The organism is Rhizobium sp. BK379, from assembly GCF_014193955.1.
GTDB lineage: Bacteria > Pseudomonadota > Alphaproteobacteria > Rhizobiales > Rhizobiaceae > Rhizobium.
The window spans coordinates 579,172-602,832 of record NZ_JACIAD010000001.1; the positions used below are offsets into that span (position 1 = coordinate 579,172).

At 61.0% G+C, this 23,661-nt stretch carries 28 protein-coding genes; 13 read left to right on the forward strand and 15 right to left on the reverse strand.

Features of this window, described 5'->3' with window-relative positions; all coding sequences use genetic code 11:
* Positions 1 to 43: 43 nt before the first annotated feature.
* The gene (locus FHT93_RS02940) at positions 44 to 1,495 is read right to left on the reverse strand and encodes an MFS transporter (protein WP_183846052.1); all 1,452 of its coding nucleotides are present in this window, start codon (positions 1,493 to 1,495) and stop codon (positions 44 to 46) included.
* A 134-nt stretch (positions 1,496 to 1,629) separates the two neighbouring features.
* Between FHT93_RS02940 and FHT93_RS02945 the strand changes: the two genes are divergently transcribed.
* Entirely contained in the window at positions 1,630 to 2,547 is a 918-nt protein-coding gene (locus FHT93_RS02945) for a LysR family transcriptional regulator (RefSeq protein ID WP_183846053.1), read from the forward strand.
* A gap of 147 nt (positions 2,548 to 2,694) precedes the next feature.
* Here FHT93_RS02945 and FHT93_RS02950 read toward each other — a convergent pair whose 3' ends face one another.
* Positions 2,695 to 2,898, reverse strand: a complete 204-nt coding sequence (locus tag FHT93_RS02950; protein ID WP_162710225.1) for a hypothetical protein — start codon at positions 2,896 to 2,898, stop codon at positions 2,695 to 2,697.
* Positions 2,899 to 3,121: 223 nt separating this feature from the next.
* Between FHT93_RS02950 and FHT93_RS02955 the strand changes: the two genes are divergently transcribed.
* Together FHT93_RS02955 and FHT93_RS02960 are read left to right on the forward strand one after the other, a co-directional pair.
* A complete protein-coding gene (locus FHT93_RS02955; protein ID WP_183846054.1) occupies positions 3,122 to 3,961 on the forward strand; it encodes a DUF4118 domain-containing protein in 840 nt (279 codons plus the stop codon).
* Between the two features lie 159 nt (positions 3,962 to 4,120).
* The gene (locus tag FHT93_RS02960; RefSeq protein ID WP_113116852.1) at positions 4,121 to 4,300 is read left to right on the forward strand and encodes a hypothetical protein; all 180 of its coding nucleotides are present in this window, start codon (positions 4,121 to 4,123) and stop codon (positions 4,298 to 4,300) included.
* 103 nt (positions 4,301 to 4,403) lie between these two features.
* On the opposite strand, the gene FHT93_RS02965 is transcribed toward FHT93_RS02960, so the two are convergent.
* Positions 4,404 to 4,715 (reverse strand): hypothetical protein, encoded by a 312-nt coding sequence (locus FHT93_RS02965; protein WP_112547367.1) that lies wholly within the window; start codon positions 4,713 to 4,715, stop codon positions 4,404 to 4,406.
* Between the two features lie 111 nt (positions 4,716 to 4,826).
* Positions 4,827 to 5,711 (reverse strand): LysR substrate-binding domain-containing protein, encoded by an 885-nt coding sequence (locus FHT93_RS02970; RefSeq protein WP_246781534.1) that lies wholly within the window; start codon positions 5,709 to 5,711, stop codon positions 4,827 to 4,829.
* A gap of 135 nt (positions 5,712 to 5,846) precedes the next feature.
* Between FHT93_RS02970 and FHT93_RS02975 the strand changes: the two genes are divergently transcribed.
* On the forward strand, positions 5,847 to 6,239 hold the full coding sequence (locus FHT93_RS02975) for a RidA family protein (RefSeq protein WP_113147538.1): 393 nt from the start codon (positions 5,847 to 5,849) through the stop codon (positions 6,237 to 6,239).
* A gap of 9 nt (positions 6,240 to 6,248) precedes the next feature.
* On the opposite strand, the gene FHT93_RS02980 is transcribed toward FHT93_RS02975, so the two are convergent.
* Positions 6,249 to 6,995, reverse strand: coding sequence for a sulfite exporter TauE/SafE family protein (locus FHT93_RS02980; RefSeq protein ID WP_183846055.1), 747 nt, complete (start codon positions 6,993 to 6,995; stop codon positions 6,249 to 6,251).
* A 97-nt stretch (positions 6,996 to 7,092) separates the two neighbouring features.
* Between FHT93_RS02980 and FHT93_RS02985 the strand changes: the two genes are divergently transcribed.
* On the forward strand, positions 7,093 to 7,971 hold the full coding sequence (locus FHT93_RS02985; RefSeq protein ID WP_183846056.1) for a LysR family transcriptional regulator: 879 nt from the start codon (positions 7,093 to 7,095) through the stop codon (positions 7,969 to 7,971).
* A 22-nt stretch (positions 7,972 to 7,993) separates the two neighbouring features.
* On the opposite strand, the gene FHT93_RS02990 is transcribed toward FHT93_RS02985, so the two are convergent.
* Entirely contained in the window at positions 7,994 to 9,208 is a 1,215-nt protein-coding gene (locus FHT93_RS02990) for an alpha/beta fold hydrolase (protein ID WP_113015760.1), read from the reverse strand.
* Positions 9,209 to 9,362: 154 nt separating this feature from the next.
* Between FHT93_RS02990 and FHT93_RS02995 the strand changes: the two genes are divergently transcribed.
* The 4 genes from FHT93_RS02995 to FHT93_RS03010 all read left to right on the forward strand — a co-directional run bounded on the left by FHT93_RS02995 (position 9,363) and on the right by FHT93_RS03010 (position 13,071).
* A complete protein-coding gene (locus FHT93_RS02995) occupies positions 9,363 to 10,916 on the forward strand; it encodes an acetolactate synthase large subunit (protein ID WP_113015759.1) in 1,554 nt (517 codons plus the stop codon).
* A gap of 91 nt (positions 10,917 to 11,007) precedes the next feature.
* Complete coding sequence (locus FHT93_RS03000) at positions 11,008 to 11,904, forward strand: AraC family transcriptional regulator (protein WP_113015758.1); 897 nt, start codon at positions 11,008 to 11,010, stop codon at positions 11,902 to 11,904.
* Positions 11,905 to 11,966: 62 nt separating this feature from the next.
* A complete protein-coding gene (locus FHT93_RS03005) occupies positions 11,967 to 12,845 on the forward strand; it encodes an NAD(P)H-binding protein (RefSeq protein ID WP_113015757.1) in 879 nt (292 codons plus the stop codon).
* Between the two features lie 76 nt (positions 12,846 to 12,921).
* Positions 12,922 to 13,071, forward strand: a complete 150-nt coding sequence (locus tag FHT93_RS03010; RefSeq protein WP_112547375.1) for a hypothetical protein — start codon at positions 12,922 to 12,924, stop codon at positions 13,069 to 13,071.
* 85 nt (positions 13,072 to 13,156) lie between these two features.
* Here FHT93_RS03010 and FHT93_RS03015 read toward each other — a convergent pair whose 3' ends face one another.
* Complete coding sequence (locus tag FHT93_RS03015; protein ID WP_112968280.1) at positions 13,157 to 13,453, reverse strand: hypothetical protein; 297 nt, start codon at positions 13,451 to 13,453, stop codon at positions 13,157 to 13,159.
* Between the two features lie 170 nt (positions 13,454 to 13,623).
* Here FHT93_RS03015 and FHT93_RS03020 point away from each other — a divergent pair, with 170 nt between their 5' ends.
* Complete coding sequence (locus tag FHT93_RS03020) at positions 13,624 to 14,013, forward strand: YkvA family protein (RefSeq protein WP_113015756.1); 390 nt, start codon at positions 13,624 to 13,626, stop codon at positions 14,011 to 14,013.
* Between the two features lie 22 nt (positions 14,014 to 14,035).
* On the opposite strand, the gene FHT93_RS03025 is transcribed toward FHT93_RS03020, so the two are convergent.
* Complete coding sequence (locus FHT93_RS03025) at positions 14,036 to 14,926, reverse strand: LysR substrate-binding domain-containing protein (RefSeq protein ID WP_113015755.1); 891 nt, start codon at positions 14,924 to 14,926, stop codon at positions 14,036 to 14,038.
* Positions 14,927 to 15,094: 168 nt separating this feature from the next.
* On the opposite strand from FHT93_RS03025, the gene FHT93_RS03030 reads away from it, so the two are divergent.
* From FHT93_RS03030 to FHT93_RS03040, 3 genes are all read left to right on the forward strand, one after another.
* Entirely contained in the window at positions 15,095 to 15,256 is a 162-nt protein-coding gene (locus FHT93_RS03030) for a DUF1127 domain-containing protein (protein WP_112547378.1), read from the forward strand.
* Positions 15,257 to 15,363: 107 nt separating this feature from the next.
* Complete coding sequence (locus FHT93_RS03035; protein WP_183846057.1) at positions 15,364 to 16,224, forward strand: NmrA family NAD(P)-binding protein; 861 nt, start codon at positions 15,364 to 15,366, stop codon at positions 16,222 to 16,224.
* A 129-nt stretch (positions 16,225 to 16,353) separates the two neighbouring features.
* Positions 16,354 to 16,752, forward strand: coding sequence for a cupin domain-containing protein (locus FHT93_RS03040; RefSeq protein ID WP_183846058.1), 399 nt, complete (start codon positions 16,354 to 16,356; stop codon positions 16,750 to 16,752).
* Between the two features lie 118 nt (positions 16,753 to 16,870).
* Here the strand turns inward: FHT93_RS03040 and FHT93_RS03045 are convergent, their stop codons facing one another.
* From FHT93_RS03045 to FHT93_RS03075, 7 genes are all read right to left on the reverse strand, one after another.
* Positions 16,871 to 17,800 carry a sigma-70 family RNA polymerase sigma factor gene (locus FHT93_RS03045; RefSeq protein WP_113015916.1) on the reverse strand — a complete coding sequence of 310 codons (930 nt, stop codon included), beginning with the start codon at positions 17,798 to 17,800 and terminating at the stop codon, positions 16,871 to 16,873.
* 47 nt (positions 17,801 to 17,847) lie between these two features.
* On the reverse strand, positions 17,848 to 18,780 hold the full coding sequence (locus tag FHT93_RS03050) for an alpha/beta hydrolase fold domain-containing protein (protein ID WP_183846059.1): 933 nt from the start codon (positions 18,778 to 18,780) through the stop codon (positions 17,848 to 17,850).
* Positions 18,781 to 18,979: 199 nt separating this feature from the next.
* On the reverse strand, positions 18,980 to 19,840 hold the full coding sequence (locus tag FHT93_RS03055; RefSeq protein WP_183846060.1) for a glycerophosphodiester phosphodiesterase family protein: 861 nt from the start codon (positions 19,838 to 19,840) through the stop codon (positions 18,980 to 18,982).
* A gap of 16 nt (positions 19,841 to 19,856) precedes the next feature.
* The gene (locus FHT93_RS03060) at positions 19,857 to 20,681 is read right to left on the reverse strand and encodes a glycerophosphodiester phosphodiesterase family protein (protein ID WP_183846061.1); all 825 of its coding nucleotides are present in this window, start codon (positions 20,679 to 20,681) and stop codon (positions 19,857 to 19,859) included.
* Positions 20,682 to 20,692: 11 nt separating this feature from the next.
* Entirely contained in the window at positions 20,693 to 21,790 is a 1,098-nt protein-coding gene (gene ugpC, locus FHT93_RS03065; protein WP_183846062.1) for a sn-glycerol-3-phosphate ABC transporter ATP-binding protein UgpC, read from the reverse strand.
* Between the two features lies 1 nt (position 21,791).
* On the reverse strand, positions 21,792 to 22,709 hold the full coding sequence (locus FHT93_RS03070) for an ABC transporter permease subunit (RefSeq protein WP_113206327.1): 918 nt from the start codon (positions 22,707 to 22,709) through the stop codon (positions 21,792 to 21,794).
* 9 nt (positions 22,710 to 22,718) lie between these two features.
* Positions 22,719 to 23,609 carry a sugar ABC transporter permease gene (locus FHT93_RS03075; RefSeq protein ID WP_183846063.1) on the reverse strand — a complete coding sequence of 297 codons (891 nt, stop codon included), beginning with the start codon at positions 23,607 to 23,609 and terminating at the stop codon, positions 22,719 to 22,721.
* Between the last annotated feature and the right edge of the window lie 52 nt (positions 23,610 to 23,661).

Below are 23,661 nucleotides of genomic sequence, written 5' to 3' on the forward strand. Positions count from 1 at the left end.
TGACGGCGGAGAATGACTTGGGAATTTAGCGTCAACGCAGGCCTCACCTGTATGCGTGATCTATGGTTGTCCCTTTTTGCAATGCGCGGAACAGGATGAGGCCCAGAGCAACGGCGACCAAATTATAGAGTGTCGCGACCGCGAATGCCGTCCCATAGGCACTGGCGGTTCGAACAGCGGAATCTGGTTCTGCGCCGCTCCCGTTACTGATGCCGAACAGGATCATACCGACGATCGTCACGCCAAAAGCCGAGCCTGCGGTTTGGATGGTGCTGAAAACGCCTGACGCCATCCCGGCTTCAGTATCTGCAACAGTGCTCAGAACCATGTTGAGCAGAAGCGGAATAATGATTCCCTGGCCGAACCCCTGGAGGATCACTGAGACAGTCAACGCCGATCCATCTCCGCCGACAAAGCCGTCGATAACCGCGATCAGCAAGCCTAAGCTGAAGACGCCCATGCCAAATGTCGGCGCCCCATGCTGCAGCCGTTTCGCAAACCAGGCGGAAACCACGGAACCGGCAAAGAACGCGACAGTGGAAGGCAAGAACAGCATGGCCGCCTGAAGAGGGCTCTGGCCGAGGCCGATCTGCAAGAAGATCGTCAGAGACAGCGAGAACGAACTGATCGCGGAGAAAAATAGAAACGATGCCAACATGCCGAGGGCCACACCGTTTTTCTTGAACAGCAAGGGATCAATGATTGGGATGCCGCCGCGCCGCCTCACGCGGTTTTCGTAGGCAATGAAGGCCGCGAACAAAGGTACGGACAGCAGTAGGCCGAGGACCGTCCACCATGGCCAATGTTGTTCCTGTCCGACCATTGCTGGCAGGAGGATCGCCGTGAGTGCCGAGGCGCCAAGTAGTGCGCCCATGAGATCGAGCCTTGCCGATGTAGCGTCTCTGGTTTCGACAATGAACCATTTCCCGGCAATGAGGGCGTAGGCGGCGATGGGAAGGTTGACGAAGAAGATCAGGCGCCAGTCGAGGCTGCCAATGTCGAGTGCCATCAAGCCGCCGCCGAGCAGTTGCGAGGCCGCACCTGCGATACCTTGCACCGCGCCCATCACGGCAAAAGCCCGCCGACGCTCGTCACCATCGAACAACAATCGCAGCGACGCGTAGACCTGCGGCATCATCAGGGCTGCGCCGATGCCCTGCAGGGCTCGGGAGGCGATAAGGCTCCAGGGAGATAAAGCGACGCCACACAGCAGGGATGCCAGCGCAAAGATTGCCATGCCGGAGAGAAACATCCGTCGACGGCCATAGAAGTCGCCGAGCCGTGCGCCATTGAGCAGCATTGCGCCGTAAGAAACGCTGTAAGCCACCATGATCATCTGCAATTCGGCATTCGAGGCGTGCAAGTCCCGTTGGATGTTCGGCAAGGCCACATTGACTATGAAAAGGTCGAGGATGGTGACGAAATTTCCGGCTAGCAGCACCGCCAGTGATGAATTGGCTCCTGCCCACTGTCGTTCCTTTTGTGTCAACTTCATCTTTTTCTCCGGCTAAAGGAAAGCAGAAACCGAATTGGCTTCCTGTCGGAGGAAACGATATTCTGTCTTCAATATGGATCAATCGCCGGGTATGGACTTACATAAAGGACAAAATGTCCTCTTTGATATAAACCATGGATAGTCTCAGCAGCCTTACCGCCTTCGTTCATGCCGCCGAGCGACACAGCTATGTCGCGGCGGCCCGCGTCGCCGGTGTTTCTCCATCGGCCATCGGAAAGGCCATCGCTCGCCTGGAAGCGCGGCTTGGCGTCCGGTTGTTCAACAGGACGACGCGCAATATCAGCCTGACGGAGGAAGGTTCAGCCTTCTACGAACGCTGCAAGCGCATTATCGATGATCTCGAAGATGCGGAGACGAGCATTATCGAAAGCCGGAAACGCCCGAAGGGGCGCCTGCGCGTTAGCGTTCCGCATATCGTCGGTCATCATCTCCTGATGCCGATCCTGCCGGCCTTTGTCGAACGATATCCCGAAATCGAGCTGGATATCGACTTTGAGGATCGCGTCGCCGATCTGGTGACAGAAGGGCTGGATGTTGTCATTCGCAGCGGAGAACTTGCCGATACTGGTCTGATCGCCCGTCGTCTCGGTGAGCAGCATTTTGTCGTTTGTGGAAGTCCCGGCTATTTCGCTCGCCATACGCTGCCGACAACGCCAGCCGATCTTGCCGGGCATGCCTGCATACATTTCAAATATCCAACCAGCGGTCGCCTGGCGCCCTGGGCTTTTGCTCCTCCGAACGAAAAACTGATCTTGCCGAGGAGCCTGACGTTCAACAATACGGACGCAGGCTTGCAAGCCGCGCTGGATGGTTTGGGCATTGCCCATTTGCCGGTCTATGTGGCGGCGGCGCATGTAAGGGCGGGATTGCTCGTCCCCGCCCTGACCTCATACATGGTCGCGTTTGGTTCACTGTCTCTCGTCTGGCCGTCAAATCGCCAGTTATCACCGAAGGTTCGGGCCTTTGTGGATTTCGTAGCCGAGCATCTCGCCGATCGACCTCGCGAAATTCCTGATTTTCGTCGGAAATAAGCAGAACTGAGATCGCTCGTTAAATCTTGCTGCAAATATCAAACGCAAAAGTCCACCTTCGGAGAGGATTCTTTGTGTCGACCGCGCAGATCGGCGGGTATCGATCCGCCGAGGTGCAACGGCATTGCAGTTACTTCATCATTCCTGTCAGTTCGCCACCCACAGGATGCAGGCGACGCCAGCAAAGAAGACGGCCAGAACCAGGGCGAGCCTGACGAATATCCAGAGATCGTCTGCGTGATCGAACGCGACCCCGGTTCTGTTCTGCGTATTCCTGGACGGATGAGACAAGGTCACATCGCGCATGCGCGCCTGCATGTAATAAGCCCACCAGCGACCGTACATAGCCATTCCTTCCGATCAAAATGCACTTGTCCGAACGGACGATGCAAAGCTATCGGTTCGCGCATATGTTTTCGATTGGAGCAGACGGGAAGCGGCATAAGCGTCGTATAAGGACGCCAAGACGCGTTCGTCCGGCAGAGGCTTTATGCGGCCTTTATGAAACGCCGCCTTTTTCCGCATGGAATTCAAATACGACGCGATCCACTTTCCTCTCAGAAGGATTGTGGTCATGTCTCTTGAGAAGAATTTCACTGCGTCGCCGGCCGAAGCCTCGATTGCCGACATTGATATCGAAGAAGGCCTGGATTTCTCGGAGGTGCCGCCGGCCGTCCGTTATGTCATCTGCCTCCTCATGACCGTGATGGCGACAGCCATTGCCGCGGGTTTCGACCGCTATGAGGCCATTCCCAACCTGTCGCTTATCTATGTCATTCCAGTCGTCATCGGCAGCGTGTTCTTTGGCTTTGGGCCGGCGCTGTTTTCAGGCGTCCTCGGCGCGCTCGCCTATAACTTCTTTTTCACCGAGCCGCGTTTTTCGCTTGCTGTGGCTGATAGCGCCAATATCTGGGCGATCGTTTTGCTCTTCGTCGTCGCCTGCATCATCAGCGCCATCACCGCCTGGGGACGTCACAAGAGCATCGATCTCGAGAGAACACGCCGCATGCAGGCTGCTCTGAAGACCTATGCGGGAAAGATGACGACAAGCCGCTCGCTGGAGGACTCGACGACGCTGACGCTTGCTGCCGTCACGGGCTTCTTCCAGTCGCCGGTCGTCGTCATCATCCGAGAACGGGCGGATGGCAAACCGAAGGTTACGGGCGCAGAACAACTGTCGGCCATCGAGATCGAGGCTGCAAGATCCGCGTGGGATTCGCGCCTTGCCGTCACTGGCGGCGTCTACCCCTATGACGAATCCCGCTTCGACTTCTGGCCCGTCGCAAACGCCTGCGGCCAAAGTGCCGTCATCGGCGTCGCCTTCGATCCGGACCGGCGCCCGGCCAATCCCGACGGCATGATGGATATCGTCGCCCTGGTCTTCGGCACCGCGATCGACCGCTATCGGGCTTGAAGCCCGGGCCTGCGAGTTTTCACGCTGACAGTGGCAGCGAGCACGCTTTGGCACTTATGCAATTCTTATCTGCCCTGCCCCGCGGCAATATCGATTTCATATGGGCTTTTCGGGCAAATTCCCTCGGCAATCCAGTCGAAGACCTCGAGGAAGAAACCTATGTTCGGCCGCAACGGCGTAATTTACCTGGCGCGTGAACGCGAAATCATTGCCGGCAGCGCCCGAAACCGGAAGACCTATCGGCACTTTCTGGCGAGCCTTACGACTGCGGTCGTTCTGTTTCTCCTGCTGGCCGGTGCGATCGCCATCAGGCTGATGCCGCACGGCACCTCCTTCTAGACCCGACCTGTTCAGCCTGCGGCTGCAAAAAGCGTCATCCGATCGGGCCGGCATATTGTTCCGGCGGCAGGCCATCATGCGAGCGCATGATGGCCGCATGGCATTACCGGCCGAGCCAGCGATATTCCTGGATAGAGGCCTTGCCGGTCTTCTTGTCGTAGAGGCAGATCAGGTTGACGTTCTTGACCTTGCTCTTGCCCTTGCCCATCGAGCCGCGCAGCAGCACGGCAACCTTGCCCGTCGCGTCGTCGAAGACGATGGGAGCGGTCGCCTCTGGCGTATCCATGCCCGACTGGCCGATGCAGGTGCCGTTCACCTTGGCAAAAAGCGCATTCCACGCGGCATCACTGGAGGCAGCGGCAAACTGGGCCGATACCAGCATCGCGGTTGCCGCAATCGTCATTATCTTGATCATTTTCAAACCCTTGTTGAACGGTCGAATCGCCCATCGCGTGGGACCTGCTTAGTGATAGGCGAGCGGGGCCAAAACAAGGCGGCGGGCATCATACGGCGCGACGCCCGACGATCAGCCTATCTCCGCCCGCAACCAGTCGAGCGCCGCGCGAACGCCGGCACCGGGCGGCTGATCACTGCTCGTGACCATATGGTAGGTATGGCCGGCAACTGCAGGGCCGAACGGCTGGACCAGATGACCGGCCGCCAGCTCCTCCCGCACAAGCGCAAGGCTCAGCAACGCTATACCCTGGCCGGCAACGGCGGCCTGAATGGCATGGCTTTCATCCGAAAAGTGCAATTGTCCACGGGGCGAAGACGGGGCAAGACCGGCTGCCGAATACCAGCGCTCCCAGGTCGGATTGAGCGGGTGTTGTCGCCGCCATTGAAAATGGATGAGCGGCACCTTATCCAGGTCGCCGATCCCCAGCGGACCGAGCCGGGGATTGACGACGGGGGCGAAGTCATCGGCAAACATTACCTCGGCACTCAGGCCGGGATAGGGGCCTCTCCCGTAGCGGATCGCGATATCGATACCGGTCTCGGTGAGACTGACCGCATCGTCGGAAGCGTGAAGTTGAAGGTCGATATCCGGATACAGGGCGTGAAAACGCGCCACGCGCGGAACGAGCCATTTGGACGTGAACGCGCTGGTGGCCGAAATCGTCACCCTGGCGCGTCTCTGGACCTGAACAAGACGGTCGAGCACTGCCTCGACGGCATCGAACCCGTCCCGCAGGACGGGATAGAGCTGCACACCCGCCTCCGTCAGCACCACCTTGCGGACCTGCCGGTTGAACAGAACAAGGCCGGTGTGATCTTCCAAGGACCGGATCTGATGGCTGATGGCCGTCGGCGTCACGCCGAGTTCCTCCGCCGCTCGCTTGAAGCTCAGCAAGCGGGCGGCTGCCTCAAACGCACGCAGCGAGGACAGGGGTGGAAGTTTGCGCATGACCATGACGGACGAATTCAGTTCACCTGATAGCTGATGATTTGGAATTTGTCGAACACAGGATTTCCAGATCATTATCCCGACAAAGCCGAGGTCATCAAGATGATCTGAACTTGATCATCGCCGCGCAAGGAGCAATCAATGTTTGAACGTGTCGTCACCCAACCGGACAATTATGAACCTTTCCTGCTGTCGCAGGGCATCAGGTTCGGCAATCTCCTGTTCATCTCCGGCCAGGCCGGTGCCGATGACGAGGGCCGGATCGTCGACGGCGGTTTTCGTGCACAGGGAGAGCAGGCCTTCGCCAATCTGCGCCGCGCGCTCGAAGCCGGCGGCTCGAGCCTGAAGGACGTTGTCAAGGTGACGATCTTCGTCACGGATATGAGGCATTTCCCCGATGTTGTAGAACTGCGCCGCAAATATTTCTCCGAGCCCTACCCCGCGGACACGATCGCCGAAATCACGGCGCTCTATGACCCCAAGGCGATGATCGAAATCGAAGCGATTGCCGCGACCGGCGGCCCAAGCCGCTGACAAGCGGCGTCAACGTGGCACCAGACACATCTCCGCCCCGAGCAGCAGCAGACAGATGAGGAAGCCTCGGCGGAACGTGTCGGGCGCAATTCGCCCGCGCAGCACTTGCCCCGCCCACATGCCGGCCAGCGCCGGAAGAATGGCGAGGCAGGAGAGCGCAAGATTGCCCGCTTCGAAGGCGCCACGCAGCCCGAGCGACGCCGCAAGGCCGAACGTCGAGACGGTGAAGGACAGGCCGAGCGCCTGGACCAGATCATCCTTCTCAAGCGCGAGCGCTTGCAGATAGGGTACGGCGGGAATGACGAAGACGCCGGTACCGCCCGTCACCAGTCCGGTGGCAGCGCCAATGGTGGGCGAAAGCCAAGGTTCCATCGCCCGTGGCACGCGGATCTGGCGGCTGAACAGCGCATAGGCGGCATAGAGCACCAGCGCGGCGCCCAGACATCTGGTCGTCAGGCTGGTATCGCCTGTGGTCAGCAATGCCGATCCGAGAAGCGTTCCCGCAACAACTGCTGCCATCATCGGCCAGAACCGTCGCAGAAGCGGAAGCAAGCTCGGCCCCGCGAACAACTGCCAGATATTGGTCACTGACGACGGCGCAATCAGCAGGCTTGCCGCCGTCAGCGGCGAGGTCAAAACACCCAGGACACCCATTGCGACCGTCGGAAGTCCCATGCCGGTGACACCCTTGACGATGCCGGCGACAAAGAACGTGGCGGTGACTGCTGCGAGAAAGGTAATGGAAAGATCGGGCATGCCGCATCGGTAGCAGCTTCCAGTATCGGCACAATGCGGAAGTCCCTCGCCCAGCCTTCGGCTGGTCCGAAGGCTGAAAATAGCCTATCCTTGAAAAATGCGTTTCGATCTGACTGACCTTCGCCTTTTCCTGGCCGTCGTCGATGCCGGCAGCATTACCCATGGGGCGGCAGACGTGGGCCTCTCGCTCGCCGCTGCCAGCGAACGCCTGCGCGACATGGAGGCGCTTGGCGAAGTCGCCTTGCTTGAGCGCGGCCGGCGCGGCGTCTCGCCGACTGAGGCCGGCGCGGCACTTGCTCATCATGCCCGCCTGATCCTCGGCCAGCTCAGGCAGATGCACGGCGAACTCGGCGAATATGCACGCGGGCTGCGCTCGACGATCAGCATTCTCGCCAACACGGCCGCCATATCGGAACACCTGCCAGAAAAGCTGGCTCATTGGATGGCAGCCAACCCGCAGGTGGATCTGCAATTGAAGGAGCGCCAGAGCGTCGAGATTGCGAGAAGTGTCGCAGCCGGCCATGCCGAGATCGGCATCCTCTCTGCCGCGGCTGAGATGGCCGGCCTGACGGCGAGACCTTTCGCGACCGATCGGCTCGTCGTCGTAGGCAGCGGCCATTCTCTGGCGCAGGAGAGCAGCGTCCGTTTCGCCGATCTCGCAGGCGAACATTTCATCGCGCTTGCCGGCGGCGCCCTTCAGGATCACATCGATGCCCAGGCGAGCCGCATCGGTGTCAGGCTCAAGATCCGCGTGCGGCTGCGCGATTTCGAGGCCATCTGCCGGCTGGCCGGTGCAGGCGCCGGCATCGGCATCGTGCCGGATACGGCCGCCCGCCGTGCGAAGCGGTCATGCGGAATTGTCGTTGTCGGCCTGGCGGACGATTGGGCAACCCGACGGCTGGTGGTCTGCACGGCGCAAGGCGCGGACCTGCCGGTTCACGCCCGCAACCTTCTGGACCATCTGACATCGGCCTGAGCAATGTCTGGGTGTCCGACGATCAGGCCCTGAATTGCTCGTCGAGCCAGTCCAAAACGCGCCTGTTGAGCAGTGACCGGTTCTTCATCTCGCAATGGCCATCCGCGCCCTCTGCGGCGGTGAACCGCATCAGCGTCTTCGGGCAGCGCAATGCAGCGAAGAAGAAGCCGGCGTCGGCAGCAAGCCCATCATTCTCGGCCTGGGTGATCAATGTCGGGCACTGGATGCGCTCGGCATGTCCCCGCATGGTGAAAAGTTCGGCCGAGGCGAGGAAGGCCCTGAGATTATCCACTCCATGCACCCAGAAACCGCGTTGCACCACCTTCCAACTCAGCACCGGGTTGGCGCGCAGGAAAGCGTCCATCGTATCGAGCAGTTTCTGGTCGAGAGCGCCGAGATCGGCCGCCGCTTCCGCCGGGACGCCGAATTTCTGGATGATGACCCGGCGAAAACCATCGGCAATGCTCCACGTGCCAGGATCGGCAATGAGCGCGGCAATGCGCGGCTCTCCCGCCGCCCCGCGCGGCGCGAGGAGCCCGCCGAGGCTCCAGCCGCTGAGCGCGATCCGATCAGGGTCGACGAGCGGATGGTTGACCGCAAAATCCACCACCGCCCTGATGACCACGTCCCAGTCCGGCCGCAGCGGTATGCCGTGCTCGTAGAGCATGGCGCCCTGGCCGGGACCGTCGAAAAGCAGGCTGTGATAGCCGCGCCGCGAAGCCGCGACGGCGCAGGCGAAATAGGTGTCGGTGATGGTGCAGTCATAGCCATTGTTGAAGATGACGAGCGGCCGCACCTCATGCTCGAGACCCTGTGCCGGGACGAAATATCCGGGCATCGGCGTCTTGCCGAATGGTATGGCGAGCGGCTCGATCGTCGGCGCCGAGAGCGCAAGCCCTCTTTCCAGTGCGTCCGTCTGCTTGCGGAAGGCGGAAAGCAGGCGCGGATCGACGGGCGCACCATAGAGCGGATGATAGGAAGCCGCATAAAAGACGCTCGCTCTCAGATAAAGCTCGCGTGCGCTGACCTTATGGCCCCTGGAGAGCGCTGCCTCGGCCTCTTCTTTCAGCCGGTCGCCGGCCGAAATCCAAGCCTGGTAAAATGCGCCGTCATCGCCATCCCCGACGGCTTCCGCCACAGCCCGGATCTCGCCGAAATCCGCCCCGCCATAGGGAATATAGGCAATCGGCCAGCTGCCGAAATCCTCATGCAACTGGTTCCTGAACAGCATGCTCATCGCCAACTCCACCAATGGCTGCCGCCGCAGCGATCGCAATGACTATAGTGGCGGCTTTCGACCCTGTCACGAAAACGCGCTTACCTGAGACATTATTGGAGGTTGTGCTCATGCTCTTCCCGTGCAAGGCTGTTGAAAGCGGGAGGTAACTGTCATGAACGGTGCAGACAGCCTGTGTGATACGCTTCTGGCAAACGATGTCAGCGTATGTTTTGCCAATCCCGGTACATCGGAAATGCATTTCGTGGCGGCGCTCGACCGCAAGCCCGAGATGCGTTGCATCCTCGGTCTTTCAGAGGGCGTGGTGACGGGCGCAGCCGACGGCTACGCGCGCATGACCGATCGCCCGGCCGCGACCTTGCTGCATACCGGGCCGGGCCTCGCCAATGGCCTTGCCAATCTCCACAATGCGCGGCGCGCGCGGATACCTGTCATCAACATTGTCGGCGACCATGCGTCCTATCATCTGCCCCTCGATGCGCCGCTGACATCCGACATTGAGGGCCTGGCAGGCACGATGTCCAACTGGGTGCACCGCATCAGCAGCCCGGAAGATATTGTCGGCGCGACGGAGGCTGCCTATCGCGCCTCCTTGTCACCGCCCGGTGTGGCAACGCTCATCCTGCCGGCAGATGCCGCCTGGGGCGATGTCGAAGTGGATCAGCCGATCAGGCTGCCCCGGCCGGAGCCTCATGCCGTAAACATGGACAGCGTGCGCGGGGTTGCCGACGCCATCAGAGATGCGCCCGGCGAGGTCGGCATTCTTCTCAGTGGCGCGGCAGCCCGCGCAGACTCCCTGGAGATCGCGGGTGCAATTGCGGCTGCCAGGGATGTGCGTCTCTTCTGTGAGATGCAGCTGCCAAGGGTCGAGCGCGGCCGCGGCCGTGTCGCGCTCACCCGCATCCCCTACCCGATCGACGCCGCGCTGGACCTGCTGGCCGATATCGATGTGCTGGTGCTCGCGGGCGCGCCGGAGCCCGTCGCCTTCTTTGCCTATCCGGGAAAGCCCGGACGGCTGGTGCGCAAAGGCTGCAAGGTTTTGACGCTTGCCAGGCATGGCGAGGATCTGAAAGGAGCGCTGGAGGCGCTGCGGGATGAACTCGACGTCAGGCAGTCGCTGCCTCAATCGCGGTCGCCGGTGCTTTCCGACGATATCGTTCCGTTCGGACATCTGACCGAAGATGCGATCGCCGTGATGGTGGCGGCGCGACTTCCAGACAATGCCATCGTCTGCGACGAAGGTGTCACCTCCGCCCGCCGTTTCTTCGAACTTTCGTCCGGCGCGGCGCCGCATGACTACCTGATGAACACGGGCGGCTCGATCGGCTGCGGCATTCCGCTGGCAACGGGTGCAGCGGTTGCCTGTCCCGACCGCAAGGTCATCAACCTGCAAGCGGATGGCAGCGGCATGTATACGGTCCAGGGCCTGTGGACGCAGGCGCGTGAAAATCTCGACGTGATCACGATCATCTTCGCCAACCGCGCCTATGCCGTGCTGCATGCCGAGATGCGCAATGTCGGCGTCAACGGCATCGGCGAGAACGCCCGGCGGATGATGAACCTCGATCACCCGGCCTGGGACTGGGTGTCGATCGCCAAGGGCATGGGCGTCGATGCCGCAGGCGCCCATAGCTGCGAACAATTTGCCGATCTCTTCGAAAGCGCACTCAGGCGCCGCGGACCGTTTCTCATCGAAGCGATCATTTGAGCGTTCAGGCGACCCCGGTTGGCAAGGCGGCGATTGCGACATAGCATCTCCGCCTCAAGCCGAAAGCCCCTGCCAAAAGCAAAGACAGATCATGACAGCTTCATCCTTGCAGACCTCGCCGCAGATCCTGCTGACCAGCGCTGGACGGGCGTGGAATGGGCTCGCGGCCGAATTCCTGCATATCCCGCGCGGAATCTCCCGCGTTCCGGGGGGTGACATGCATCGTCTCGGCATCCACTTCGGTCCGCCCGTCAATGCCGATTGCCACTGCGGCGGCAGGCGCATGCGCCGCGTCCAGAAGCCGGGCGATATCGATGTCGTCCCGGCCGGCCTCGACGGGTCCTGGGAGGATGATGCCGATTGCCGGATCCTGCGTGTGAGTCTCGACCCCTTGCGGCTGCAGCAGGTCGCGGAAGATCTCGGGCGGGATTTCAGCGAGATCGAGCTGCAGCCAAGATTCCAGCTGCGCGATGCCGGCATCGAGGCGATCTGCCGGGCGATCAAGGCGGATCTGGAGGCCGATATTCCATCAGAGCCGCTCTATATCGACCTTCTCGCCAACGCGCTCGCCATCCGGCTGATCGAGACGTCGAGCGATGGCGCTCCCGGGCCAGAGATCGGTCGTGAACAAAAACTCTCGGCCCGGCAATTGCGGATGCTGACGGAATTCATCGAGACCCATCTGGACCGGAAGCTGCATCTGGCGGATCTGGCTGTCGTTGCCGGCGTCAGCGTCACAAGGCTGAAGAGCCTGTTTCGCAACAGCACTGGCCTTTCCGCGCACCAATATGTCATCCGCCGCCGCGTCGAATATGCCCGTGCCCTGATGACGACGACGGATATGGCCGCAAGCGAGATTGCCCTTGCCGCAGGCTTTGCCCATCAGAGCCATATGGCGACGACCATGCGCCGGCTCATCGGCCAGACACCCGGAGAGATCTTGCGCGAAGTGGGCGAATTCCGCCCGAAATTGCAAAGACCGGCCTGAATTTGTGCGACGCCTTCGGTGCTGCCCCCTAGTCCTTGCGCGTCACCAGCAAGGAGAAAGACATGATTGCAATCCTCGGAGCCGCCGGAAAGATCGGCTATTCGACCGCCAGGACGCTGCGCGAGGTAGGGGTGCCGGTGCGCGCCATCCTGCGCGATCCGGCAAAGGCTGACCGCCTGAGCGCCATCGGCTGCGAAGTCGCATTTGCCGATCTGCAGGACGCCAGGGCGTTCGCCGCAGCGATATCGGATGCCGACAGCGTTCAGGTCATTCTGCCGGCCGACCCTCGGGCCGAGGACATAAAAGGCGATATGCGCCGCTCGATCGAAAGCATTGCCGGGGCATTGGAAGAGGCGCGCCCTGCCCTCGTGCTTGCCATTTCCGATTACGGCGCCCATCTCGGCGAAGGCTTCGCCATGCCGAGCATGTTCTACCAGTTCGAACAGCGCCTTCGCCAGCTGGATATGCGCCGGATCTTTCTGCGGTCGGCCGAGCATATGGAAGGCTGGGGCCGCGTCGCGCCGATAGCGATCGCAACCGGCATCCTGCCGAGCTTTCATGACCCGGTCGAAAAGCAGATCCCAAACGTCTCGGCACAGGATGTCGGCCGCATCGCCGCCGATCTCCTGCTTCGGCCCGACATCGAGACGCGCGAACAGACCGTTCATGCGGAAGGCCCGCGCCGCTATAGCGCAAGCGACGTGGCCGCAGCGCTGAGCCAGCTGCTGGGGCGCACGATTACGGCCGAAGCCCTGCCCCGCTCGCAATGGCGGGAAAGCCTGGGCCGGGTGATGAGCGCCAGCGCTGCCGATCTTCTGACCGAGCTTTATGAGGTCCACAGCAGGGGCGGCCTCATCGAGGTCGAGCCGAATGCGCTCGATATCCGAAAAGGCTCCACCGAACTTGTCGACGCACTGAGGCCTATTGTCGCCGAACGGTGACTTCAGGGAGGGTCGTTCCGGCAAAACGGAACCGAATAAGGCTGAGGGGATTTATCCCTCAGCAGAGGAGATTCCGATGATCCGCAAACTGAAGTCAGGCGAATATCGTCTCTATTCCCGCAAACCCGACGCCAAGACGAACAAACGCAAGAACCTTGGCACCTTCAAGACCCGGGAAGCGGCTGAGAAGCATGAACGCGAGGTGCAGTACTTCAAGCATCACTAGAGCAATTCCGGCGAGAATACCGAGCACCAGCGATAGCGCCGTTGGCGCCGACAACGGCTCAAGTGTACGGCAGATCGCTTTCGCCTCAGCGGCCAACCGTACCCTTCGAATCATCCTGATATGGGCTGCTGCGGTTGGGGTCGCTGTAATAAGTCCGGTAGCCGCCGCTCGAATAGGTCTCTCGATAGGTGCCGTTGAGCTGCTGATGCGTCTGCGAATAGAGATCGCCGTTTCGATAGGTGTTATAGCCGCCGCCGAGATTCTGCTCCCTGATATAGGTATTGCCTGAACTGTCGGTGGAACACGGAGCCGAAACCAGCTCGCACGATGCAGACGCGCTCCCGGCCGTCAGCAAGAAAATCCCAAACAAAACCGTCTTCATTCAACTCTCTTTTCGCGAAAATAAACGCCACGCACGCATGCAATGTAACTGAACGGCAAAAAAGAACAAACAGAAAACATCCGGGCTTCAATTTGCCCTTCGTCCAATCGATCAAATGTTAAACTGCATCTGCGATCATCCCGATCCTCGAACCGACAGGCGGCGCAATGATGGGTGAATGGTTGACGGCGGCAAAACGATGGGCGCGGAGCGTGAAGCGCGATGTCGTCGCGCTCTGGATTGCCGCGCGCGACGATCGCACGCCCCTGATGGCCAAGATCGTCGCCGGCGCGGTTGCTGCCTACGCCCTTTCCCCTGTTGACCTCATACCCGATTTCGTGCCGGTGCTCGGCTATCTCGATGATCTCATCATCGTGCCGCTCGGCATCCTCATCGCCATCCGCCTTATTCCCGCGCCGCTGATGTCGGAATTCAGGGACATGGCCACCGAGCGCACGCAGCGCCCGGTCAGCCGTTCGGGGCTTGTTGCGATCGTGATCGTCTGGCTTCTCGCAGCCGCCCTCTGCCTCTGGCTTGCGCGGGATCTGTTTCGTCACTGAAGCGAAAGCGAGTTTACCCGGCCTATTCCCGCACGAAGGCGCTGCGCAGCCAGTCGAGGAAATGGCCCGCTGCCGGCGACAGCGCACGGCCAGGCTGAATGACGGCCACGAAACCGTTCTCGTAAGTCAGGAATTCCGACCGTTCCACCAGCTTGCCGCTTTTCAGCTCGTTCAGCGCAAATCGCCGCTCCACCAAAGCCACGCCAAGCCCGCTGACGGCGGCGCTGACACAAAGATACATATGCGGGAAGTAGAGCTCCGACTGCGCGGAGATCCTGTGCCCGGTCGCCGCCTGCCAGTTGGTCCATTGTTCGCTCAAACTGTCGGGCGAAATGCGGGCCGGGAAGCTGAAATCATCGCCATCGGTACTGAACGGATAATCCGGTGCCGACACGAGGCCAAAGGAAACGGAGGCGAGCGGGATATGCTCGCGCCTGAACTGCGGCCGTGACAGCCGATCCCAGCTCAGCATGATATCCACCCCGTCCCTCGCCCGGTTCGGGCCGGCGTCACGGGCGCTCGATGACATGGTCAGCTGCACGCGGCAATTCGGATAGAGGCTGTAGAATTCCGCCAGACGCGGCACCAGCCAGACCATGGCGAAGGTAGCGCTGCAGGAAAGATGCACGCTCGCTTCGTTCCGGCTCGACTTCAGCTCCTGATAGCGCTCCTCCAGAAGATCGAAGGCCCGCGACACCGTGGTGAAGAAGGCTGCCCCATCCTCATTCAGCCGAAGGCCGGTGCCCGACTTCTCGAACACGGGAAGCCCAAGCTGCTCCTGCAAAAGCTGAAGCTGCTTGGAGACGGCACCGTGCGTGCGCCCCAGCTCGTCGGCTGCCCGTGTCACCGAACCGAGACGTGCAGTGGCCTCGAAGGCCCGGAGATAGGAGAGCGGCGGCAGATGGCGGGCCATGGTCTTCTCTTGTGTGAGTTTTTCTAACGGATGACGTGAAGATAACGCGCTTTTTCGAATTCAGATATGGGCATAAAACCATGACACAAGAGCAAAGTGAGTGGAATCTTCGCCTCCACCTTCGTCAATCATAGGTGAGTTTTGCCAACAGAGAAAGGAAATTTCATCATGCATGTGACCGACACGCTCCGCATGTGGCGCGAACGCTGGACCGAACGTCGTCTCTTCGCACGCGAGCTGGATACTTTGCCCGACGAAACGCTCAGGGATTTCGGCATGACCCGTGAAGCCGCCTTCGAGCAGAGCCACCGACCCTTCTGGCGTGCGTAGGCGGCGTCCCTACCCGAAAGTCAAACTTCACCGTTCCGGCGACATCAGCGACGGAACCTCGAAGCGGTGTGCGCAGTTATCCTGATGGTTGTCTGCGAGTTTCACCCATGTATGTCATCCTTGGCGCATCCGGACATATAGGCTCTGTCGTTATCGACGCATTGCGGGCGTCGGGCGAGAAAGTCATCGCTGTCGCTCACAGTGCAGACAAGGCCGCCGCCATCGCACGCGACGGTATCGAACCTGTCGTCGCCGATGTCACCGATACCGGGCAGCTTCGATCGATCCTGCAAAAAGGGCGTCGCGCTTTTCTCTTGAACCCGCCGGCCGATATCAAAGGCGATACCAACGCCGGGGAACTGAAAACCGCCAGCAGTATTGCCGCCGCACTTGAAGGATCCGGGCTGGAGAAGCTCGTCCTGGTGTCCACCTATGGAGCGCTTGACGGCGCCGGCATCGGCGATCTCTCGGTGCTGTACGAATTCGAACGCCTCGTGAAGGCAACCGGCATTCCGGTCGCGATCAATCGCGGTGCATATTACTTCACCAATCTCGACATGCTTCTGCAGCCTGCGAAAGAGACCGGGCGCCTGCTCACTCCCTTCCCCGAGGACATGAAGATACCGATGGTTTCTCCAAGGGATCTGGGGGAAGCCGCCGCTGCACGCCTCAGGAGCCCGAGCGAGGATATCGGGATAGACCATGTCGAAGGTCCGGAGCGTTATTCCTTCGCCGATGTCGCCAAGGCGTTTTCATCGCGTCTCGGCCGCCCGGTTAGAGCCGAGACGATCCCTCGCGAAAGGTTCGAGGAATATTATCTCGGACTTGGCTTTTCCTGGGCTGCCGCCCGTTGCTACGCGAAGATGGCAGAGGTCACCATCGATACCGGCTTTGAAATGCCCACCCGCCGCCATTGGGGCAGGACGACGCTGGATCAGCACCTCGAAGCACTTCAAGAAAATCAGTGACGAGAGCATCTCGCAGATACACGGCGATACAAAAAACGTCCTCCGCTGAAACATTTCCAATTCATCCGTCTGTTCATATGAACCCGTCGCCCGGTTGCGGGCCTAGCCATCTGACGGAAGGACAGACAGATGAGGACCATCATGATCATGGCAGCAGGCGCACTCCTCGTTGCGGGTGCAATGCAGCTGACCAAGGCCAACGCCGAGCAGCCCATCCAGCGTACCGATCTCGTTCAGAACGACATCGACGTGCCCGGTCACGAGGCTGTGCAGGTTCGCGTCGACTTCGCCCCCGGCGCCTTCGCCGTGAAGCATCACCATCCGGGCGAGGAAATCGCCTATGTGGTCGAAGGCACGCTGGAATATGAGCTGGACGGACAGAAGCCGGTGACGCTGAAAGCCGGCCAGTCGCTGTTCATCCCCTCGGGCGTTGCCCATTCCGCCAGGAATGTCGGCGACGGCAAGGCCTCCGAACTCGCAACCTATATCGTCACGAAGGGCTCGCCGCTCGTCGTGCCGGTGAAATAGCCTGGTGCCAGATGCAGGTCGGCGCCCATGGCGGGCGCCCGGCCCGGTTCGCCTGGATCAGCCGAAACCGTGGCCTCCCCAAGGACTCGCAACCGCCGAGACTTGCTCTGCGCCTCCGTCATCCTCCTTGCGAGACGACGGACCCGGCCATGAGTTCCAGATCGGCCTCCGAGGCGTTTCCAATGACCCACGGGCAGGCATAATAATCTTCAATGCGGTCGATAATGCCGCCGACGACATGGACGCGAACCGGCCATGCGACCCGCCACAGATCTCCTTGCTGGAAGAGCACGAGCAGGACGGGCTCCCCGTCGATCGCCCCAAACTCCATGGTCCACGGTTCCGTGTTTTTCTCGTATTCGACGAAATAGGGAGAGTTTCTGAGCAGACCGTCGAAGCAGTCGGCGACCCGCAATCGGGCATCGGCGCTGGTGAGACCCCGCACACCATCCCAATCATGGCGGTTGAAGAGGTCAACATAGCGCTGCAGGAGCAGCGCCGTGTCGGGATCAAGCGGGCGGCTCGGTTCGCCGGTCGGTTCAGCGGGCAAGCCGGCGAGCTTCGCCCGTCCACGGGAGAGCGCGGCTTTGACGCCGCCAACCGTCGAATCCACGAGTTCTGCGGTCTCCTCCAGCGAATAGTCGAACACATCCTTCAGGAGGACGCAGGCGCGCTCTTTGGGCGGCAGGCTGCCGACCAGCCGTTCGATGGCGCGACGTGCATCACTCGCAGCCGGCTCCGCGACGACGACGCCGATGTCATCCGAATAGGTGCTCTCCGCGCGCTCGCGCGCATCGCGCCGCCTCAGAAAGTCGATGCAGCGATTGTGAGCGATGCGAAACAGCCAGGACTTCAGCCTGTGGGCCTCATCAAGTGTCTCGATCTTCATGTAGGCCTCGAATAGCGTTTCCTGCATGAGATCCTCACCGTCGAGCCGTGAGCCGGTCATGCGGGCGCAGTAGCGATGCAGTTGGGCACGAATGTCTGACACCGTCTCGAGGAAGGCTCGATATCGCACGTCGAATAGACCGATCGGTCGCTCCCGCATGTCCTTCACCTGTCACATCCCAACGTTTTTGAGGAAATAGATACGAGTCATGCGACTTCGCGACTTTCAAGGCGTGCTGCCGCGGCTCCGGTCAGGCCGAGCTTGGGGCGAACCCACTGTGCAAACCGCTCTATCGCGTCATCGGCTTCGGGAGCGCGGCCAGCCATCATCTGGAACGAGTGCAGCATCTCCGGAAATACCTCTAGGCGCACCTCGACGCCCGCAGCCTTCGCACGGTCTGCGAGCACTCGGCTGTCGTCAAGCAGGGTTTCGTCTTCGCCAGCTTGCAGACAGATCGGCGGCAAGCCCTTGAGATCGGCAAAGATTGGACTGGCGAGTGGATTTCGAGCATCGGCTCCTCCGAGCACCTGTGATGCCAACATATCCACGGTCGCCTTCTGGAAGAAAGCGTCCTTTTCGCGGTTAGCCTCGTAAGACAGGCCGCTCGCCGACAGATCGTGCCAGCCAGAGATGCTGAAGAGCGCGGCCGGCAGCGGCCGTCCCGCATCACAAAGTTTCATCGCGGCTGCAACGATCAGGCCCGCGCCAGCGGAATCGCCTGCACCTATAGTGTGCTCCGGCCCGATGCCCTGCTCGGCCAACCACTCCAACGCGGCCACGACCTGCTCGATCTGCCGCGGGAACTTGCTCTGAAACGAGTAGTCGTAACTCACGATCAAAGCGTAGCAGCCTACCGCCTTGGCGAGGTGTCCGACCATCTTGCGATGAGTCCAGATCGACCCGCCAACATAACCGCCGCCGTGTACGTAAAGCATGACGCGATCCCTGGCCGCCAGTTTGGGCTGCACCCACAGCGCGGTCTTGCCGCCGAGGTTCGCCTCGATGTAATCGACGCCGCCCGGTTCCGCCGTCAGAACCGACCACTCGGAGACTTCCGGTGTCAATTCCCGACCGTTGCGCCAAGCTTCCGCGTTCGTTTCGTAGTATATCTTGTTTGCCAAACTCTGCTTGCTATCCATTGTCACGCTCCAATTCGTTAAGGGGCGACGTCGAGGACGACCGCCAACAATAACCAAGACGGACGATCGCGCCGAAAGGATACGTGGCCAGCAGATTTGAATTTCAGTACGGACTCCAGACCAACTGCGTCGGACCGCTCGAATGCGGAAGATGCGGGCCACCGCGCCGGCTGGCGGATGGCCGGCAAATCGCGGAGGCTCAGCCCGCAGCCCGGGTTGTCACGGGATTTTGCGCCGCTCTCCGCGCCTCGATATAGGTCCGCAGCGCAGCCGGTTCGTCCGTCTGGATCGTGCTGATTCCGGCGTCCATGAGGCGGCCCCAGATGGCGTCGGGTTCGGTCAGCGCCCGGGGATCGGTCCACTCGCCGCTCGCCGCCATATCCAGCGTATTGAACCAGATTGCCATATCGGCATCTTCGAAGAGCTGGCGGTTGCCGGCGATCGTCTCGAGATGATCGAAGCGCAGTTCGCACATGAAAGGCTTGATTTCCGAGAGCAGCGAAAGCCTTTCGCTGACATCGCCGGCGGTGAAATAGGCCATCGCCATGAAGGGCACGCCTTCTATGTTCTGGGCGCGTACCCAGTCGAGATCTTCGCGGGTCATGACTGTCGTCTTCAGGTCGACGGATGACGCGACGCCCATGTCACGGGCACAGGCTGCCACCTCCGAGAACAACCTGCGATCCTTCAGGTCGAGATCAGCGAAGATGCGTCCGCGAATGGTCTCGAACACCTGCTTCAGCGTCGGAATGCGCTGATCGGTGAGAGCGCGGCCCTCGCCGCCATTGTCTTCGCGCAGCGCAATCGCCTGGAGTTCGGCCATGGTGAAAGTCTCGGCATCGCGATCGATGCCGGCCATGCGCAAGAGCGTATCGTCATGCATCAGGAAAAGCTCGCCATCCGCGCTCTTGCGCACGTCGATCTCGACAATATCGGCGCCGACGGCAATGGCCTTCTCGATCGCTGCCAGGCTGTTTTCCGGCGCACCGTGCCAGGCGCCGCGATGAGCGACGATAGCGCAGGAACGGTTCGGGTCGGCGATGAAGTCTTTGTAGCTCATGGTCTTTCCTTATGTGTCAGCCGCGGCGGCTGGCGAGGTATGATTTGAGGGCGACCGGTTCGTCGGTCTGGATCAGGGAAACGCCGGCTTCGATCAGCCCGCCCCAGATGGCGTCGGGATCCTGCATGGCAGCCGTGTCGGTGAAGCCGGCAAAGGCGACGGAATCGAGCGTATTGGCCCAGAGCGCCATGCCCGTCTGGCGAGCGTGGAGCGCGGCGATATCCTCGACGCGGTCGAAGCAGACTTCACAAACGGCAGGCGCAAGCTGGAGCAACAGATCGAGCTCCGCCTCGGCATGCGTAGCGCCGATCCGTGACTTGGCCATGAACAGCACGCCATACGGGCTAACAGTCTCGCGCACCCAGGCAAGATCTTCGGGCGTTCGAAGATTGCCCCAGAAATCCACCTGGGATTCGACATCGAGATCGCGCGCGCAGGCGATGACGTCGGGGACGATGGCACGATCCTTGACATCGAGATGCAGGAAGATGCGATCGCGCGTCAGGTCGAAGAGCTGCTGCAGGCTCGGCAGCCTCTCGCCGGTCATGGCGTTATTCTCGCCACCGTCGCGGTTTCTGAGCGTGAGACCTGCGAGCCGTGCCGAGCTCAACGCCTCCGGCGCCTCGTCGATGCCTGCCATGCGCAGCAGCGTCTCGTCATGCAGCAGGAAGAGGCCGCCGTCCGCACTCCGGCGCACGTCGATTTCGACGATATCGGCACCGGCGCGGATCGCCGCTTCGATGGCGGGCAAGCTGTTTTCGGGTGCGTCGCGCCAGATGCCGCGATGCGCCACGACTGCGCAGTCCCTGTTCGGGCTGCGCACATAGTCAGTGTAGTTCATGGAGAGGTCTTTCAATGGCCGGCGAATGCATCCGCAATGGCGCGCCCCGTTTCGCTTTCAAACAGGTGCAGGCGGGATCGTGGGAAGGAAAAGGAAAGTTCCGTGGCGGCATCGATCTGCGCGCCGAAGGGCGTGGCGATACGGATGGAAGTGCCCGCGAGATCGACGGCCAGCACCGAATGCGAGCCGAGATCCTCGAAATGCCTGAGGCGTCCCTTGATCCTACCGTCGGCGCTGATGGCGATATCTTCCGGGCGGATGCCGAGCTGGAAATTGCCAGGCCTGTGGTACTCGGCGACCACCTGCCCGTCTGCCAGCCGCAGCACGGACCCGTCTGATGTCACCGGCAGGATATTCATCGGCGGCGCGCCGATGAACTTGGCGACGAAGACCGAGGCCGGGCGATGATAGATCGCCTTCGGCGTATCGAACTGTTCGACATTGCCCTTGTTGAGGATGAGGATCCTGTCGGCGAGCGTCATCGCCTCCACCTGGTCGTGGGTAACGAAAACGGTCGTTGCTCCGATGCGCCGATGCAGGTCGGCAAGCTCGACGCGCATGTCGTGGCGCAGCTGCGCATCAAGATTGGACAGTGGCTCGTCGAAGAGCAGCACGCCGGGCTCGCGTACGATCGCCCGGCCGATCGCCACACGCTGGCGCTGGCCGCCTGAAAGCTGTCCCGGTTTGCGATCGAGATAGGCGGCCAGTCCCAGCATCTCGGCAACGGCGCCAACACGTTCCCTGCGTTCAGCTTTCGGCAGGCCGGCGACACGCAGGCTGTAGGCCATGTTGTCAAAAACGGTCATATGCGGATAGAGCGCGTAGTTCTGGAAGACCATGGCGCAGCCGCGCTGCTTCGGCTCCAGGCCCTGCACCTCGCGGTTGCCGAAAAGGATCTTGCCGCCGCTGACGGCCTCGAGGCCTGCGATCATCTGCAGCAGCGTGGATTTTCCGCAGCCGGACGGGCCGAGAACGACGGTGAATTCGCCGGCGCGCAACTCGACATCGAGTGGCGGGATGACGGTCGATTTCGCGTCATATGCCTTGGTGACGCCTGCGAGCGTGATGTTGGTGGCCGCGCTGCGGATAGCGGTATCGATGGCGTTCACGTCATTTCTCCGAAAGAACAAGGCCTTGCACGAGGTAGCGCTGCAGGAGCGCAATCATCGCAAGGGGAATGATCGAGACGACCACGACACCCGCCATGATCATCGGAAAGTCGGGAATCTCGCCCTCCATATCGGGCGCGAGCCGTGCAAGACCGACGACGGCGGTGGTCATCTCGGGTTTCGAGGCGGCAACGAGCGGCCAGAGATATTGCGTCCAGCCGCTGAGGAAGGTCAGCACGAAAAGCGCCGCAAAGCTGCTGCGTGAAATCGGCAGCAGGATGTGGAAGAGGAAGCGGATCGGCCCTGCCCCATCCATGCGCGCTGCCTTGAAGAGATCGGACGGCAGCGTGCGGAAGAACTGCCGGAACAGGAAGGTGCCGGTTCCATGCGCGACAAGCGGCGCCACGAGTCCGAAATGCGTGTCGAGCACGCTGAGTTCGAGGTGAAGTGGCGCGCCGAACAGGCTTTCGATCAAGGCGTTCGCCCCGATCAGATCGAGCAGTCCATTCAGTGGCGAGAAGATATTGGCCGCCACCTGATAGGTGGTGATCACGCGAATATCGATCGGTAGCATGATCGTCGCCAGGATCACCGCGAAGGCAATACCTGCCCAGCGGATGCGGAAATAGACCAGCGCATAGGCCGCAAGGAAGGACAGCGCGCAGGTAAAGAAAGCATCGTAAAGCGCAACCAGCATGCTGTTCAGCATCTGGATCGGAATGCGGGTCTCGTTGAAGACACGCGTGACGTTGGCGACGAACTGATCACCCGGATACCAGGCAAGCCCGTTGCGAAGCAGAAACTCATAGGACTGTGATGCATTGGCAAGCGTCAGATAGAGAGGCCCGAGAATGAAGACGATGCCGATAAGCAGGATGGCGCTGGCGACGAAATTGAGCGAGCGGGCATTTTCGATCATGGCTCTCTCCTACCGTTCATAATTGACGCTACGGCCGAGAAGCAGGAACTGCGCGGCTGTCAGGATGACGACGAAGACCATCAGGATGGCCGTCTGCGTGGAAGCGCCCGAGAGATCGTAGCCGCTGAAGCCATCGGTATAGATCTTGTAGACCAGCAGATTGGTGGCGCCGCCCGGACCGCCCTTGGTGATCGTGTCGATCAGCGCGAAGGCCGACGTGACGCTTTCGGTAAACTCCAGCACCAGCGTCAGGAAGAGCTGAGGCATGATCAGCGGCAGCTGTACGTCGAAAATGCGCCGCCACGGCCCTGCCCCATCCATGGCCGCCGCCTGAAACATGGTGCGCGGGATGGATTGCAGGCCGGCAAGCAGGATGACGAAATTGAAGGGAATGCCGCCCCAGACATGGGCTACGATGAGTGTGATGAATGCGTCAGTGCCATCGAGGCCGGGCGCCCACGCCCCCGGAAAGAAATGGTTGATTGGCGCCAGAATGCCGACGAACGGGTTGAAGATGAAGGCGAAGACGACGCCGATCGAAGCTCCCGCCACCCCCTTCGGCCAGACAAGCACGTTACGCGCTGTCAGCGACAGACGGATCTTTCGGTCGGCGGCAACCGCCAGGATCAGCGGCAGTGCGACGGCGAGCGACGAGGCAAAGACCATGAAGATAACTGTGCGCCAACCGGCATTCCAGAATTCCGGGTCGGCAAGCACGCGGCGGAAATTATCCCAGCCGACGAATTCCGACCCGCCGCCGAATGGCCTTTCCAGAAAGAACGACCAATAGAAGGCCTGCACGATCGGCGCATAGAAGAAGATGAGGATCAACAGCAGCAAGGGTGCGGCCAGCAAAGCCGGCAGCCAGCGATGGCTGAAAAGCGAGGATTCCGACGTCATCACGCATGTCCATTTCGAGGAAGCCCGGTGCGGCGACGGGGAGCGCCGCACC